Here is a 15,311-nt window from a genome sequence, read left to right on the forward strand (position 1 = left end):
GGGCGGATTTTGGCGAGGCGCGATGAGTTGCGGGTCACACGCGGGCGGCCACAGCCTTCACGAAAGCGGCGAGCTCGTGGGCCATGGGCGCGGGCTCCCAGGAGTGCTCCGCGCCGGGGACGGCCTTCACGACCGTTCCGGGGATCGCGGCGGCGATCCGCTCCGCCGCCACCGGCATCTCGGGAAACGTCTCGAGCCCGTACATCGCCAGTACGGGCACGCGGATGCCTGCGAGCGCACCAGCAACACCCCGCCCCTCGGCCCCGTTCGTCTCGGCCGCCCCGTTCGCCTCGGCCGCCTCGAGCGCCGCCGTCGCCCACACCATCGACTGCCCGTCGGCCCGGTTGCTCCGCACACCTGCGGCGATGTACTCCCACTCGGGCGTGGCCTTCATCTCGTCCAGCCACTCCGGCGGCATGTCCTTCATGTACTGGCTGAGCGCGCCGGGGAAGTCGCCGGCGTCGATCAGACGCTCCACCTCGTTCGACCACGCACGCGTCTGGGTTGCATCGCCCGCGAGCGGAGCCTCCCAGAGCGCGAGCCCCGTGACAGGGAGCCCGACCGCCGCCGCGTGGAGCGAGATCGAGCATCCAGAACTGTGCCCGCAGAGCACCGCGGCGCCGCCGGCGACCTCGATGACCGCGCGCAGCGCATCCAGTTCCCGGTCGAGATCGAGCACCCCGTCGGCTTCGCTCTCGCCGCGGCCGAGGCGGTCGAAGACCAGCGTGGCGAGGCCGAGGTCGGCGGCGCGCTCGGCGGTCTCGGTGGTCCAGGGGTCGATGGCGCGGAAGGGACCCGCCCCGGCCACGAAGACGATGGCCGGCCCGGAGCCTCGCAGGTCGTAGGCGACGCGGTCGCCGCGAGCCGTTGTGGTGTACTCGGTCATTGCTTCCTCCGAAGTTTATAGACTGGACTGTCCAGTTCCGTTGCGAACAAAGTAGACTGGCCAGTACTGAGAGTCAAGAGGGAGTGCCGGATGAGCGATATCTCGCGACCGAGCTCGCAGCGCAAGCACGAAGCGATCCTCGCGGCCGCCGAGCAGATCTTTCTGCGCGACGGCTTCCGCGGCGCGAACATGGATGAACTGGCCACACTCTCGCAGGTGTCGAAGCAGACCGTCTACAAGCATTTCGGCAGCAAGGAGGCTCTGTTCGTCGACCTCGTCACCTCGATGACGCGGGGCGCAGGCGACGGCGTGCACGAGGAGATGCCCCTGCCGCGCTCGGCCGGCGGCGTGGGCGGTTTTCTCGAGGAGTTCGGGCGACGGCAGCTCGGCGTGGTGCTCGATGCGCGCATCCTGCAATTGCGACGCCTCGTGATCGGCGAAGTCGGGCGCTTCCCCGACCTCGGGCAGGCGCTCTGGCGGGCCGGCCCGATGAGGTCGATGACTGCACTCACCACGGCCTTCAGCGATTTCATCGAGAAGGGCTGGATGCGTGACACCGACCCGCGCACCGCCGCGTCGTTCTTCAATTGGCTCGTGATGTCCCCGATCAACGAAGCGATGCTGCTCGGCGACGACGTGCCCCGCGACCCCGAGTCCATCCGCCGGCACTGCGCCGAAGCGACGCGTGTCTTCCTCGCCGCCTATGGCAGGGGGGCCGCGATCCCGGCGTAGGCTCGTCGGGTGACGCAACACGAGTTCGACGAGTCCTGGCAGACCTGGCACACAGCGCGGCTGCGCACCATCACCGGGCCGCACGGTCTCGCTTCGTTGGTGGCCACGCATTGGCTCTCGCCCGATCCGCAACGGCTCGAGGGAATCGAGGGTGAGTGGTATCTCGACGGAGCCGACATCGTGGGCGACGACTTCACCATCGAGCAGGGCGGCGAGGTTCTCGTCGGGGGCCGCGTGCTGCGGCACTTCCGCCGTGACGATCAGGTGGCGCTGCGGGTGCTCGATCCGGATGCCCCGACCCGCGCATCCGTCGTTGATGTGGATTCCTATATGCCCGACGAGGCATGGGTGGTGCTGGGCCGATTCTCGCCCGCCTCGGAGGGCGAGACCCTCGCGGTGGAGGAGATCGACGGCTACGTCGAGAACGAGGCGCTGGCCGGAACGGTGTCGCTCGAGATCGGCGGCCAGCAGGTGGAATTCGTGGCAACCGGATCGCGCCACAGCATGCAGGTGGTGTTCTCGGATGCGACGAGCGGCGGCGAGACCTACCGATTCCGCTTCCTCCGGCTGCACGGGCAGCCCGGCTCGAACGAGATCGAGGTCGATTTCAACCGCGCCTACCTTCCGCCGTGCGTCTTCGCCGACTTCTACGTCTGCGCGCTGCCGCCCGCGCAGAATCGGTTGTCGCTGCCGATCCGCGCCGGCGAGAAGAACGTCGTGACCCGATAGGCCGCATCGCGGATGGCCGTCGCACCATGGGAAAAGCTCGCGCAGCTTTCTCCGGCCGGGCCTAGGGGCGCGCGGTGCCGAGTGGGAGGCTTGACGCATGACGAATCGCCTGGCCCACGCGATCAGCCCGTATCTGCGCTCCCACGCCGAGAACCCGGTCGACTGGTTCCCTTGGGGTGAGGAGGCGTTCGCCGCCGCGCGCAGCCGAAAAGTGCCGGTGCTGGTGTCGATCGGATACTCCACCTGCCACTGGTGCCACGTGATGGCTCGCGAGTCGTTCAGCGACCCGGTTCTGGCTGCCTACCTCAACGAGCACTTCGTGGCCATCAAGGTCGACCGGGAGGAGCATCCGGAAGTCGACACCGTCTACCTCGCGGCCGCGGGGGCCTTCACCCAGGATCTCGGCTGGCCGCTCAACGTGTTCGTCACTCCCGAGGGCAAGGCGTTCTACGGCGGAACGTATTCTCCGCCGACACCGCTGCAGGGGCATCCGTCGTTCCGGCAGGTGCTCGAGGCGGTGACGGATGCCTGGACCACCCGCAACGCCGATGTGCTGCTCTCGGCCGAACAGGTCGCCACCGCTCTCGCTGTCGGGCAAGAGGCCTTGGCCGACCGTTCCGGTGTCGACGGGTTCGATCCGGCGACGATTCCGTTCGAGGCGATCGTCGCCGAGCTCGGGCAGTACGAGGATCAGCAGTACGGCGGTTTCGGCGGGGCTCCCAAATTCCCGGTGGCGCCCGTGCTGCGGTTTCTGCTCGAGGCGGGCACCCCCGCGTCGACCGCCTTGGCCATCCGCACGCTCGAGGCCATGGCTGGATCGGAGCTGCGGGATGCGGTGGAGGGCGGATTCTTTCGGTACTCCACCCGGCGGGACTGGACAGACCCGCACTACGAGCGGATGCTCTACGACAACGCCCTGCTGCTCGACGCGTACACCGCGGTGTGGGCTCGTGACGCCGGGTTGCCCTGGGCGCGCACGGCGGCCGAGGGAATCGCGCGGTTCCTGCTCGAGGTGATGCAATTGCCATCGGGCGGATTCGCCTCGGCCCAGGACTCGGAGAGCACGGTCGACGGCGCGCGGGTCGAGGGAGGCTACTACGGGCTCGACGCGGCCGGCCGCTTGCAGCAGGTGCCGCCGGCGCTCGATCAGAAGGTGCTCTCGGGGTGGAACGGCCTCGCGATCGGGGCGCTCGCCCGCGCTTCACTGGTGTTCGGTCGCGAGGACTGGGCGATGGCGGCCGAGCACGCGGCCGACTACCTCATCGAGGCGCACGTCGGCGGGGAGGCGGGCGCGGACGGGGGTGCGGATGCTCGCGGCGGCGTGCGGGCGGGTGCGGACGCGGATGCGGGGGCTGACGGCGGCGTGCAGGGGACTGCCGGTGCGGACGCTCGTGCGGACGCGGGTGCTCACGGCGGCGTGCCGGCGACTGCGGGTGCGGACGCGGGCGGCGGCGGGGCGGCGGCGGGCGTCGCGACGGGGATGCACCTCGTTCGGGCGTCGATCGACGGTCGGGTGTCGACCGCGGCGGCCACGCTCGAGGATTACGGGATGCTTGCCGAGGGCCTCCTCAGGCTCGCCGCGGTGACGGGGTCGGTGCGTTACGCGATGGTGGGGCGGATGCTCGTCGATGCCGTGCTGGACGATGACGTGCTGGACGCGGTGCCGGGCCGCGCGGCGATGGACGCCATGCTGGGCGCGGCGGGGAGTGACGCGGCGCCGAGGAACGGCGGAGCCGGAGGCGCGTCGCCGGCCGAGGAACCTGCGCCCGCCGGTGCAACCCCCACCATCTTCCGGGCGCCGGGCGGCGGCGACCGGGTGCTCCGCGCGCAAGGGCTCGCGGTGGAACTGGACCCCTCGGAAGGCGCGTATCCTTCCGGAACCAGTGCCACCGCATCCGCCGCTCTGCTGCTGCACACGCTCACCGCCGAATCGCGTTATCGCGAGGCGGCACTCGCCGCCCTCGCGCCGTTGGCGGCGGAGGCGACGGCCCGGCCGATCTCGTTCGGTGCCACCCTCGAACTGCTGGCGCGTCTGGCCCGCCCCGCGGAGCAGCTGGTGTTGATCGAACCGGATGCTGTCAGCTCGGCGTCCGCCGCCGTGGACGACACCGACCACGACGCCGCGATGCAGGCCGACGGCCTCCGAGCAGCGGTGCGCATGTGGTCGGGAGCGGGTGTCGTCGCCGTCGCCACAGTTGCGGAGGCGCGGATGCTCGCCGAGGCCGGCTTCGAGCTGTTCGCCGATCGCGGCACGCGCGACGGGCATCCGACGGCCTATCGCTGCTTCGATTTCGTCTGCCGCCTTCCGGTGACCTCCGCCTCGGCCCTCCGCGCCTGATTTCTCGCCGCTCTCGGCCCTAGATCCGAGATGAAGAGCCGTTGGTGGCAAGAAGTCGGAGCACTCAGACCGTGGTCTCGAGGGGAGCGTCGGGGTCGGCCGACCACTCGTTGAGTGAGCCGTCGTAGACGGCGACCGACCCCTCTCCCAGCACGGTCAGCGCCAGCGCCGTGGAGGCCGCCGCGATGCCCGAGCCGCAATAGGTCACCACCCGCGAGCGGTCGCCGGCCAGCACGGGCGAAAGCTTCTCGCGCAGCGCATCGCCCTTCAGAAACGCTTTGGTCGAACGGTCGACGAGACGCCCGGCCGGTACGCTCACACTGCCCGGGATGTGCCCGGCGCGGGCACGGGGCGACGTCGCGCCGGTGAAGTCGCTCGGCGGGCCGGCGAACACCAGCGTGGCCGGCGCATCCGTCGAGCCCGCCACGATCGCCTCGACGTCGGCCTTCGACGCCCAGAGCCCGGGCCGCTCGACCGCGGCGAACATCGCACCCGACCGCGGAAGCACGTTGCCGGTCTCGACCGGGCGCTCCTCGGCGATCCATTTGGCGTAGCCGCCATCGAGCACCGCCACCCGGTCGTAGCCGAAGGCTCGGAACAGCCACCACACGCGCGCGGCCCACTGCCCGGCCGCGGTGTCGTAGACCACGACGGTCGTGTCGTTGTCGACGCCGACGGATGTCGCGGCCTCCTCGAACCGCTCGACTGAGGGGCGGGCGAATCCGAACGACCCCGCGGGGTCGGAAAAGACCTCGAGCAGGTCGGCGAAGACGGCGCCCGGGACGTGCCCGGCGAGGAGGTACTCGTCGAGCCCGCTCAGCCAGGAGTTCGCGGGGCCGAACCCGGCGGGTGACGAAATCGACAGCACGCTCGCGTCGAGCACGACGAGCCCCTCCGAGCCGAGGTGGTCGGCCAGCCACTGCGTCGACACGAGGGGCGACGCCAGCAGGGGCGAGAGGCGAGGGCTGTCGGTTGCGGTCACGTGTCCACGGTATTGGCTCCGGCAGGCCGCACCCTGAGGATTGCAATAGAGAGTAACGAGAACGTAACGGTGTGTCGGCGCTGTGGCGCGCATCCGGTTCCGCCGCCCGCTTACATCCTGCTGACACCCCACGACAGCGGCGTGTAAGCGCCCGGTAAGCGGGCCCCTTCACACTCGGAGAGAACGTGCAACACGACAACGATCGAAAGGAGATCGAATGCCGAATTCAACGGAATGGGCGGTCGAAGCACACGGACTCGTCAAGGTGTTCGGCCACAACAGGGCGGTCGACGGCGTCGACCTGAGCGTGCGCACCGGAACGGTGTACGGAGTGCTCGGCCCGAACGGCGCCGGCAAGACGACGACGATCCGGATGCTCGCCACGCTGCTCAAGCCCGACGGCGGCGACGCCACGATCTTCGGTCACGACATCCGTCGCGAACCGCAGATCGTGCGGCAGCTGATCGGGGTGACCGGGCAGTACGCGAGTGTCGACGAAACGCTGAGCGCCACCGAGAACCTCGTGCTCTTCTCGCGTCTGAACGGGCTGAGCCGCGCCGATTCGCGGCGTAAGTCGGCCGAACTGCTCGAGGAGTTCGGACTGACCGAAGCGGCCAAGCGCCCCCTGAAGAACTTCTCCGGAGGCATGCGCCGTCGCCTCGACCTCGCCGCGAGCCTCATCTCGCAGCCACCTCTGATCTTCCTCGACGAGCCGACCACGGGCCTCGACCCGCGCACGCGCGCTCAGATGTGGGACACCATCCGTCGCCTGGTGGCGACCGGATCGACCGTTCTGCTCACCACGCAGTACCTCGACGAGGCCGACCAGCTGGCCGACCGCATCGCCGTCATCGACCGCGGCATCGTCGTGGCCGAGGGCACCGCCGACGAGCTGAAGGGCTCGGTCGGGTCGTCGTCGCTGCTGCTCAAACTCGCGGATGCCGCGAACCTCGAGCGTGCGCGCCTCGCCATCCTCGACGTGCTCGGCGTGGAATCGGTGCTCTCGCCCGAGGCCGGCCGCATCACGGCGCCGATGACCGACCCCGACACCGTCACCGACCTGTTGCTGCGACTGCGTCAGGAGAACATCGCGGTGGCCGAGTTGTCGGTGCAGCAACCCACGCTCGACGAGGTCTTCCTCGCCCTCACCGGCCACTCGGCCACTGAGGAAGAGGAGGCCGACGCGGCTGCGGCCGCGGCGTCCGACAACCCCGAACGCGAACTGGAGGATGCGCGATGAGCACGCTCACCATCACCCCGGGGGTCAACCGCACCCTCAAGAACCACGTCAGCTTCGGTCAGACGGTGCAGAACTCGTTCAGCATGGCCTGGCGAGGGCTGCTCAAGATCCGGCGCACGCCCGAACAGCTGATCGACGTGACACTGCAGCCGATCATCTTCACCCTGATGTTCAGCTACATCTTCGGTGGAGCGATCGCCGGCAGCGTGCAGGACTACCTGCCCACCCTCATCCCCGGCATCCTCGTGCAGACCGTCATCACGACATCCGTCGTCACCGGCGTGCAATTGCGGGAAGACATGGACAAGGGCGTGTTCGACCGCTTCAAGTCGTTGCCGATCGCGCGGATCGCGCCCCTTGCGGGCGCCCTCCTCGCCGACACCGTGCGGTATGCGATCGCCACCACGCTCACCTTCGTGATGGGCTTCATCTTGGGCTATCGGCCCGAAGGCGGCATCGGCAACGTGATTCTTGCCGGACTGCTCGTCATCGTGAGCTCCTGGGCGATCAGCTGGATCTTCGCGTTCTTCGGCGTCATCGCCCGCAGCGCGTCGAGCGTGCAGGGCATCTCGTTCCTCGTGCTGTTCCCGCTCACGTTCCTGTCGAACGCGTTCGTCAACCCCGACACGATGCCTCCGTTCCTGCAATGGTTCGTGAACATCAACCCGGTCTCCCACCTGGTGACCGCCGTGCGAGACCTCGCCAACACCGGGGCCTGGACGGTGGATGCCTGGCTGTCGCTGCTCGGGGCCGCGGTGATCGTCGCGATCTTCGCGCCGCTGACAGTGCGGGCCTACATGAAGAAGGCTTAAGCAGGCCAGCTGGGCGCTTGCGCGCCTGGCGATTGCCGGCCCCACGCCCACGACCACGGCCCGGGCGCTCGCAGGAGTTCTGCGACGCGCTCGGGCCGTTCCTCGTGCGGCAACTCGGCCACGGCGCTCCGCACTCCGGCGATCTCATCGGCCGAAAAGCGGCGACCGAACCGTTCGAACAGCGGGCGCAGGTGCAGAGCCGGCGGGTCTTGCCGGGCGCCCATCGATTCGGCGAGAGCGAGCAGCTCGAGCCCGACGCGCGGGTCGACCGTTCCGCTGTCCTCCGCCCATACGGCGAGCCCGATCACCGACGCGCCGAGAACCGGGCGATCGATGATGCCGAGGGGCGTGCGAAGACTCCCGAGCGTGCGCGAGCGCAGTCGCCGGGCCAGCAGCCGTCGTTCCTCGGTCGATCCGGTGTCGTCGATCACCAACGAGGAGAGCATCGACGACATCACGATGCGGAACCACGGCGACGCGCGCGAGCGCGGAACATCGAAACTCCGCAGTGCCTTCACCAGCAACTCGCGGGCCTCCTCGACCCGTCCGCGAGCCCGGAGCACCTCGGCCTGGCCGGCCAAGCCGATCGACGCCACCTCGATACCGTCGGCCTGACCCGGTGTGTCGATCAGCCGGTCGAAGAGTTCGGTCGCTTCGTCGAGGTTGCCGACGGCGATGTCGTTGGTGGCGATCGTCCATTCGATTTGACGGATGTCCTCGGTCGCGCCGAGCTTCGACAGCCCGACCCGCGCCCTCCGTGCCCAGCGCAGAGCCTCCTCCGGTTCGGCGCTCTGACTGTGCAACGCGCCCAGCATCTGGCCGGCCATCGCGCCGCCCCAGGTGTCACCGAGGGAGTCCGCGATGCGGACCGCACTGCGGGCGAGGGTGACCGCGACCTCCCGCTGCCCTTCGTTCTCGGCGGCGACGCTGCCGATCAGGGCGCCGAGGAGGGCCGTGCCCCGGTCGTCGGAGGCGATCGCATCCTGAATCTTCTCGGCGGCGCGTTCGGTGTTTCCGGCGTTGAGGATCAGTGACGACATCGCTCTGAGGCGAGGGTCTAGCACGGCCCGTGTCCGCACGACCTTTCGCAGCCGCGACCTCGGACGCACGGCGAAACGCAGCTCGGTGATCATCGTGGTCATGCTGATGACGAGGAGCACGGCCACCAGCAGGTCGACCCGCTCGGGCTCCGGCTCGTACTCCCGGATGCTCTCGAAGACCGGTTTGCCGAAGGCGAGCACCTCGCTGTGCGCGCTCCTCAACGACCAGTAGTAGCCGAGCAGGGCGAAGACGGAGGTGACGACTTCGGCTCGGTCGGCGTCGATCGCGCGGCGGAGCACGTCGATGAGGTTGTCCTCCTCGACAGCCACGCGCGCGAAGGTCGCGACCTGCTCAGCGCCGTCGGTGCGCCGGTGCAGGTCGCGCGCGAACTGGTCGGCCCACTCGAAGACGGCGTCGCGCACCTCCTCGCGCGTGCCCGCGGCGTCGAGTTGCAGTTGGCCGAACTCGCGCACCGTCTCGAGCATGCGATAGCGCACCCCGGCATCCGTTTCGCGCATCATCACGAGCGATTGGGCGACCAGGCCGTCGAGCAGGTCGGGCACGTCGTCGATCGCGCAGCCTACGACCGCCTGGGCGGCCTCGGCGCTGAACCCGTCGGCGAATTCGGAGAGACGCGAGAGCGCTCGCTGCTCGGCGGCGTCGAGCAGGTTCCAGCTCCACTCGATCACCGCGAGCAGGGTGCGGTGGCGCTCGGGTGCAGCGCGGTCACCCCCGGAGAGCAAGGCGAAGCGGTTCGAGAGGCGGCGCTCGATCTCGTCGATCGGCATCGACCGGATGCGGGCCGCCGCCAGTTCGATGGCGAGCGGAAGTCCGTCGAGACGAGCGCAGAGGCGGGCGACTGCGTCGAGGGGGAGCGCGGCGCCCGGGCGAGCGGCAGTGGCGCGGTCGACGAAGAGACGCACGGCGGCGTCGTCCTCGGGGCGTGTGCGAGGGCTTGCGGGGGAGTCGCGCGCCGTCGCGCCCTGAGCGGATGCTCGTTCACCGGCCGTGATCGAGGATGCGCCGAGAGGGGCGAGGGCGAAGACGCGCTCGCTCGAGATCGCGAGCGGGGTGCGACTGGTGGTGAGGATGGTGAGGTCGGGCAGTTCGGCCGTGAGGTCGGAGCTCCACTCGGCCGCCGCGTCGATGATGTGCTCGCAGTTGTCGAGCACGAGGAGGGTGGGGGCGTCGGCCAGGCGCGCCACGATGCGGCCGCGCAGGTCGTCACGCACCACCCGGTCGCCGATCCGCTTGCTCGACGCGACCTCGCGGATGCCGAGCGCCGAGGCGAGGGCGAAGACGACGTCGTCGGTGCTACGCACACTCGCCAGCTCGACCACGATGACCGCACCGAAACGGCTGAGCGCCCGCGCGGCGAGCTCGTGTGCGACCCGGGTCTTGCCGAGACCGCCTGGGCCCAGAACGGTGGTCACCCGCGAGGTGGCGAGCAGATGCTCGATCTCGATGAGGGCGTCGTCGCGCCCGATCAGAGCGTTGGGTGCGGCGCGGATGCCGCGGGCCATCGCCGCGCGGCGTGGTGTCGTTGCGCTTGCCGCCGCCGCCGCCGCCGTTGTCGTTGTCGCTGCGGTTGTCGTTGTCGTTGCTGTTGCTGCTGCCTGCTCGTGACTCTCGACCGCGGGGCCTGCGGCGGGGGAGTTGGGCCGCACGTCGTCGCGCGCGAGCAACTCGAGGTTGAGCGCTTGCAACTCGAGCGCAGGGCTGGTTCCGAATGCGTCCTGCACGCGTGCCCGGAAGGTCGCGTAAAGGGCGACCGCCTCGGTCGAGCGCCCCAGGGCGTCAAGTGCCCGCATCTCCAGGAAGTGCGCGCTGTCATCGAAAGGGGATCTCAGGCACAGCCGCCGCGCGAGCTCCTCGGCGGCAATGGCGTCGCCGAGGGCGAGGGCGGCCGAGGCGACCACCGTCTCCAGGCCGTCGAGTGCGCGGTCCGCCCGCTCCGACAGGGCGGAGGCCAGCACCGCGGAGTCGAGGTCGGCTCCCGGGTCGCCGCGCCAGAGGGAGATCGCCGACCGAGCGACGGCGAGCGCTTCTGCCGCGCGATTCTCGGCGAGGTGCGCTCGAGCGGCGAGAAGCAGGCTCTCGGCGAGTGTGAGATCGATGTCGTCTGTCGACGCCGTCAATCGGTAGCCCGACGGCAGCGATTCGATCACGTCGTCGCCGAGGGCGGAACGGATGCGCGAGACCTGGGTCTGCAGCGCGGCGCGGGCTCCGCGCGGCGGTTGGTCTTCCCAGACGTCGTCGACGAGCCGGTCGGCCGAGAGGGGGTGGGGCGCGGCCAGGGCGAGGGCGGTGAGCAGGGCCTTGGCGCGGTGGCCGGCGGGTTCGACGGCTCCGCCGGATTCGGCGCGAACCGCGACCGCGCCGAGCACCGCCACTCGCACGGATGGTGGGCCCTCCGCAGCCGAACGCTCGCTCACTCGCGCAAGCCTAGTTCGTCGGCGCGCTCGCGCCCCGGAACCCCCGGCGCTCCCACTGCTGGCGGCGCTCCCGCCGCGGAGGTCGGCTTCGGTTCCGGCTCGCCGGCGGCTAGCGGATGATCTTGCGTGCCGAGATCTGCCCGGTGTCGAAACCGAGAAGGTGCAGGCCGCCGTGGAAACGGGCGTGTTCGATCTTGATGCAGCGGTCCATCACGACGGTCAAACCCTTCGACTCGCCGTACTCCGCGGCCTCCTGGTTCCAGATGCCGAGCTGCACCCACACCGTGGGAGCCCCGACGGCGAGCACATCGTCGATGACCGCGGGGATGTCGCTGGCGCGCCGGAACACGTCGACGATGTCGGGAACTTCGGGCAGCGAGGCAAGATCGGGGTACGCCTTCTGGCCCAGGATCTCGTCGGCGTTCGGGTTGACGAAGTAGACCCGGAAGTCGCTCGACTGCTGAAGATAGGTGCCCACGAAGTAGCTCGACCGGGCCGGGTTGGGTGAAGCTCCGACGATCGCGACCGATTTGGCGTTGCGAAGAATGCGCAGACGCTCCTTCGCCGATGGGCCCACCCAGGTGCGCTGCGATTTCAGCAGCTTCGCGAGCGGAGAATCGGCGGGCAGCTCGCAGGTGAGACCGTTGGTCAGCTGGGTTGCGACGAGTTCGGTGGTGGTCATGATTCCTCCGCGCCGGGTCAGGCGGCGGTCGCCGTTGCGAGCGCCTGGTCGAGATCGTAGATGATGTCGTCGGGATCTTCGATTCCGACGCTGATGCGCACGAGCCCGGGGAGCACCCCGCCGTCGACGAGCTGCTGCTCAGTGAGCTGGGCATGGGTGGTGGAAGCCGGGTGGATGACGAGGGTCTTCGCGTCGCCGATGTTGGCCAGGTGGCTCGCCAGGTCGACGGACTCGATGAAGGTGCGCCCGGCATCCCGCCCGCCCTTCACTCCGAAACTGAACACGGAGCCGGCACCGAGTGGCAGGTACTTGGCGGCTCGTTCGTGGTGCGGATGCGCCGCGAGCCCGGCCCAGTTGACGTACTCCACCCGCGGGTCGGCATCGAGCCAGGCGGCGACGATCTTCGCGTTGTCGACGTGGGCCTGCATCCGGAACGGCAGGGTCTCGACGCCCTGGGCGAGCAGGAACGCGGAATGCGGTGCGAGCACCGGCCCGATGTCGCGGAGCTGCTCGGCCCGGAGCCGCGTGAGGAAGGCGTATTCGCCGAAGTTGCCCGACCACTGCAGCCCGCCGTAGCTGGGCACCGGCTCGCCGAAGGCCGGGAAGCGGTCGCTGTGCCACTCGAAGCGGCCGGATTCCACCACGACACCGCCCAGCGTGGTGCCGTGCCCACCGAGGAACTTTGTGGCCGAGTGGATGACCACGTCGGCCCCCCACTCGATCGGTCGGTTGAGGTACGGCGTGGCGATGGTGGAGTCGATGATGAGCGGAACGCCGGCCGCGTGAGCAACGGCGGCGAGGCCTTCGATGTCGGCGATCTCACCCGAGGGGTTCGCGATCGTCTCGGCGAAGACGAGCTTCGTGCGGTCGGTGATGGCGGCCGCGTAGTCGGCCGGGTCGGAGGAGTTCACGAAGGTGGTCTCGACGCCGAAGCGGCGCAGCGTGACATCCAGTTGCGTGATCGATCCGCCGTAGAGATTCGCGCTGGCGACGATGTGGTCGCCCGCGCCGGCGAGCGAAGCGAAGGTGATGAACTGTGCCGACAGGCCGCTGCCGGTGGCCACCGCGCCGAGCCCGCCCTCGAGACTAGCGATGCGCTCTTCGAAGGAGGCGACCGTGGGGTTCGCGAGGCGACTGTAGATGTTGCCGTACTTCTGCAGGGCGAAGCGGGCAGCGGCATCTGCTGTGTCGTCGAACACGAAGGCGCTCGACTGATAGATGGGCAGCGCGCGCGCACCGGTCACTGCGTCGGGGATGTTGCCTGCGTGGATTGCCCGGGTGCGGAAGCCATATTCGCGATCTGCCATGGATTCACCGTACTAGCCGCGAACGCCACGTTACGGCGCCTCCGACTCGCACCGTAACAACTTCTCGGGCGGGCGTGATTGTGGAGGAGGGGTGCGTCTGCACAGGGGCTGATCAGGGGGCCGTGACACGGTGGTGGCAAGGCCGCCGAGCGGCCTCCGGACGAGGGCGCAGTACCCGGAGAGCGACAAGACTGACCACAAGGAGTGGACTGTCATGTCGTGGGTCGTATTGATCGCATCCGGGATTCTCGAAGCCGTCTGGGCCACTGCCCTCGGCAAGTCGGAGGGCTTCACGAAGCTCTGGCCGAGCCTGATCTTCGCGGGTGGTCTGCTTGCGAGTATGGCCGGTCTCGCCTTCGCCTTGCGGAGCATACCGGTGGGCACCGGTTATGCCGTCTGGGTCGGAATCGGCGCGGCCCTCACGGTCGGCTACGGCATGGCCTTCGGCGGGGAGGCGTTCTCTCTCGTGAAGGTGCTGCTCGTGCTCGGAATCGTGGCCTGTGTGGTGGGCCTCAAGCTCCTGCACTGAGGCATCGCCGAGTCTCCAAGACACGCCGCAGTACCGGCGATGGTAAGCGGCGTGTCTTGGCGATTCGATGAGGAACTCCCTAGGCGTGGCGTCGGCGGCGTTCCGTCACGAGTCCGACGACACCTGCGGCGGAGAGAAGAAGCGCCAGGGTGCCCGGTAGGAGGAAGGTTGCACCGGTATTCGCCAGTGAGCCGGATGCGCCGGCGGCGCGCCCGCCCCCGTTGCTTTCGCTGCCGGCCGAACCGGATCCTGCTCCCGAGGCCGGCCCCGGACCCGGCCCCGGCGATGCAGTGCCGGTGGGAGTGGGTGTCGGCACGGGTGCCGCTGTGACCGTCAGCGTCGCCTCCTGGGTGCTGGACGCCCCGAACATGTTCGATGCAAGGACACTGAACCGGTAGGTGCCGACTGTGGTGGAAGGTCCGCTGATGACGCCGGTGGCTCTGTTGATCGACACTCCGGGAGGCACCGTACCCGTCAGCGAGAACGCCATCGGCTCGTAGCCGCTCGCCGTGACGGTCGCACTGAACGGCTTGCCCGACTCGACCTTCCCGCTGACCGGAGCCGAGGTGATCTTCGCTCCGAGCGAGATCCGCGAGACGATCGGCTGGGACAGCCCGACGGCATAGACGGTATTGGTCGTCGTGATTGCCAATGGACCGTAGTCGGCGCCCGGATTGAGGGTCGCGATCGACGGAACCAGCGAACCGCCGTTCGGGATGAATCCGATTGTCTTGGTTCCGCGCAGCGACACGAACAGATTATCCTGCGCATCCATTGCGATCTGTCCAGGCTGGGTCGGGAGCGGAATGGTGCGCACCCGCGCGCCGGTAGTGTCGAATTCCTCGATCTGATTCGTCATCTGTTCGAGCACGAACACATGCCCAGTCGAGCTGACCATCAGGTTGACGGGATTGACGCCAGCTGCCAAGGTCGCGAACGCCGGCGTGACCATTCCCGCAGACGAGACCTTCGAGACGCTGTTATTCAGATTGAGTGTGTAGAGATCGCCGGTAGGGGTCACGACGATGTCAAACGGCTTCGATCCAGCGGTGAGTAGCGCAAAGCTCGCCGTCACAATGCCTGTCGGAGAGACGCGGGAGATTGAGTTGGACGCTTGATTGGCAGTGAAGAGGGTGCCATCGTTCGCGATTGCCAATCCGACCGGCTGGGACAGTGGGGCCAGGGATGCATAGATCGGGGTCACCGTTCCGTCGGGCATGACTCGCGAAATTGTGGCGGTGCCGAGATTGGCCGTGTAGACAGTGCCGTCCGTCGTCGTCACGATCTCGCTGGGTGCCGTACCCGCCGGGAAGCTCGCCCAGGCGGGCGTAAGCGTTCCGTCGAAGCTGATCTTGGAAATCGTGCGCGATGGTGGGTTCAGGGTGTACACATTCGACGCCCCGTCGACGACGACAGTGTTTGGCACGGACCCCGGTAGAAGGGTCGCTAGCACATCGGTGACGACCGGTGCCGCCGCAGCGTTTCCGGCGACGCCCCCGAACGTGAGCCCGGCGGCGAGTGGAAGTATGGCAAGTCGTGAAATCCGCATGAAGCCCCATCTCGAAATGTAGCGAATATGCCTCATTATCGCATACTTC

Annotated in this window: 12 protein-coding genes and 1 riboswitch; of the genes, 6 read left to right on the plus strand and 6 right to left on the minus strand. The window is 68.8% G+C overall.

Features of this window, described 5'->3' with window-relative positions; translation table 11 throughout:
- Nucleotides 1–34: 34 nt before the first annotated feature.
- A complete protein-coding gene (locus N1027_RS10320; protein ID WP_259507480.1) occupies nucleotides 35–886 on the minus strand; it encodes an alpha/beta fold hydrolase in 852 nt (283 codons plus the stop codon).
- Between the two features lie 90 nt (nucleotides 887–976).
- On the opposite strand from N1027_RS10320, the gene N1027_RS10325 reads away from it, so the two are divergent.
- From N1027_RS10325 to N1027_RS10335, 3 genes are all read left to right on the plus strand, one after another.
- A complete protein-coding gene (locus N1027_RS10325) occupies nucleotides 977–1,618 on the plus strand; it encodes a TetR/AcrR family transcriptional regulator (protein WP_259507481.1) in 642 nt (213 codons plus the stop codon).
- A gap of 9 nt (nucleotides 1,619–1,627) precedes the next feature.
- Nucleotides 1,628–2,347 (plus strand): DUF1684 domain-containing protein, encoded by a 720-nt coding sequence (locus tag N1027_RS20120; protein ID WP_259507483.1) that lies wholly within the window; start codon nucleotides 1,628–1,630, stop codon nucleotides 2,345–2,347.
- Nucleotides 2,348–2,444: 97 nt separating this feature from the next.
- Complete coding sequence (locus N1027_RS10335) at nucleotides 2,445–4,685, plus strand: thioredoxin domain-containing protein (protein ID WP_259507484.1); 2,241 nt, start codon at nucleotides 2,445–2,447, stop codon at nucleotides 4,683–4,685.
- A 64-nt stretch (nucleotides 4,686–4,749) separates the two neighbouring features.
- Here the strand turns inward: N1027_RS10335 and N1027_RS10340 are convergent, their stop codons facing one another.
- Complete coding sequence (locus N1027_RS10340) at nucleotides 4,750–5,667, minus strand: sulfurtransferase (protein ID WP_259507486.1); 918 nt, start codon at nucleotides 5,665–5,667, stop codon at nucleotides 4,750–4,752.
- A 217-nt stretch (nucleotides 5,668–5,884) separates the two neighbouring features.
- Here N1027_RS10340 and N1027_RS10345 point away from each other — a divergent pair, with 217 nt between their 5' ends.
- The gene (locus tag N1027_RS10345; RefSeq protein ID WP_259507488.1) at nucleotides 5,885–6,907 is read left to right on the plus strand and encodes an ATP-binding cassette domain-containing protein; all 1,023 of its coding nucleotides are present in this window, start codon (nucleotides 5,885–5,887) and stop codon (nucleotides 6,905–6,907) included.
- Nucleotides 6,904–7,719, plus strand: a complete 816-nt coding sequence (locus tag N1027_RS10350; RefSeq protein ID WP_259507490.1) for an ABC transporter permease — start codon at nucleotides 6,904–6,906, stop codon at nucleotides 7,717–7,719. Before N1027_RS10345 ends, N1027_RS10350 begins: the two co-directional genes overlap by 4 nt.
- Here N1027_RS10350 and N1027_RS10355 read toward each other — a convergent pair.
- The 3 genes from N1027_RS10355 to N1027_RS10365 form a co-directional block, all read right to left on the minus strand.
- Nucleotides 7,716–11,195, minus strand: a complete 3,480-nt coding sequence (locus tag N1027_RS10355) for an AfsR/SARP family transcriptional regulator (protein WP_259507491.1) — start codon at nucleotides 11,193–11,195, stop codon at nucleotides 7,716–7,718. The genes N1027_RS10350 and N1027_RS10355 overlap by 4 nt on opposite strands.
- 109 nt (nucleotides 11,196–11,304) lie before the next feature.
- The gene (locus N1027_RS10360) at nucleotides 11,305–11,877 is read right to left on the minus strand and encodes a CoA-binding protein (protein ID WP_259507492.1); all 573 of its coding nucleotides are present in this window, start codon (nucleotides 11,875–11,877) and stop codon (nucleotides 11,305–11,307) included.
- A 17-nt stretch (nucleotides 11,878–11,894) separates the two neighbouring features.
- Nucleotides 11,895–13,184 (minus strand): O-acetylhomoserine aminocarboxypropyltransferase/cysteine synthase family protein, encoded by a 1,290-nt coding sequence (locus N1027_RS10365; RefSeq protein ID WP_259507494.1) that lies wholly within the window; start codon nucleotides 13,182–13,184, stop codon nucleotides 11,895–11,897.
- Between the two features lie 136 nt (nucleotides 13,185–13,320).
- Nucleotides 13,321–13,384: riboswitch (guanidine-III (ykkC-III) riboswitch) on the plus strand.
- 14 nt (nucleotides 13,385–13,398) lie between these two features.
- Here N1027_RS10365 and N1027_RS10370 point away from each other — a divergent pair.
- The gene (locus N1027_RS10370; RefSeq protein ID WP_259507495.1) at nucleotides 13,399–13,713 is read left to right on the plus strand and encodes a DMT family transporter; all 315 of its coding nucleotides are present in this window, start codon (nucleotides 13,399–13,401) and stop codon (nucleotides 13,711–13,713) included.
- Between the two features lie 79 nt (nucleotides 13,714–13,792).
- On the opposite strand, the gene N1027_RS10375 is transcribed toward N1027_RS10370, so the two are convergent.
- Nucleotides 13,793–15,298, minus strand: coding sequence for a Vgb family protein (locus N1027_RS10375; RefSeq protein WP_259507496.1), 1,506 nt, complete (start codon nucleotides 15,296–15,298; stop codon nucleotides 13,793–13,795).
- Nucleotides 15,299–15,311 lie beyond the last annotated feature (13 nt).

This window comes from Herbiconiux aconitum (assembly GCF_024979235.1).
Classification (GTDB): domain Bacteria; phylum Actinomycetota; class Actinomycetes; order Actinomycetales; family Microbacteriaceae; genus Herbiconiux; species Herbiconiux aconitum.

Bases quoted from the DNA above. Each gene is read 5' to 3' on its own strand.
- N1027_RS10370 (WP_259507495.1), top strand. From the start codon at position 13,399: ATGTCGTGGGTCGTATTGATCGCATCCGGGATTCTCGAAGCCGTCTGG.
- N1027_RS10345 (WP_259507488.1), top strand. From the start codon at position 5,885: ATGCCGAATTCAACGGAATGGGCGGTCGAAGCACACGGACTCGTCAAG.
- N1027_RS10325 (WP_259507481.1), top strand. From the start codon at position 977: ATGAGCGATATCTCGCGACCGAGCTCGCAGCGCAAGCACGAAGCGATC.
- N1027_RS10335 (WP_259507484.1), top strand. From the start codon at position 2,445: ATGACGAATCGCCTGGCCCACGCGATCAGCCCGTATCTGCGCTCCCAC.
- N1027_RS10375 (WP_259507496.1), bottom strand. From the start codon at position 15,298: ATGAGGCATATTCGCTACATTTCGAGATGGGGCTTCATGCGGATTTCA.
- N1027_RS10365 (WP_259507494.1), bottom strand. From the start codon at position 13,184: ATGGCAGATCGCGAATATGGCTTCCGCACCCGGGCAATCCACGCAGGC.
- N1027_RS10360 (WP_259507492.1), bottom strand. From the start codon at position 11,877: ATGACCACCACCGAACTCGTCGCAACCCAGCTGACCAACGGTCTCACC.
- N1027_RS10320 (WP_259507480.1), bottom strand. From the start codon at position 886: ATGACCGAGTACACCACAACGGCTCGCGGCGACCGCGTCGCCTACGAC.
- N1027_RS10350 (WP_259507490.1), top strand. From the start codon at position 6,904: ATGAGCACGCTCACCATCACCCCGGGGGTCAACCGCACCCTCAAGAAC.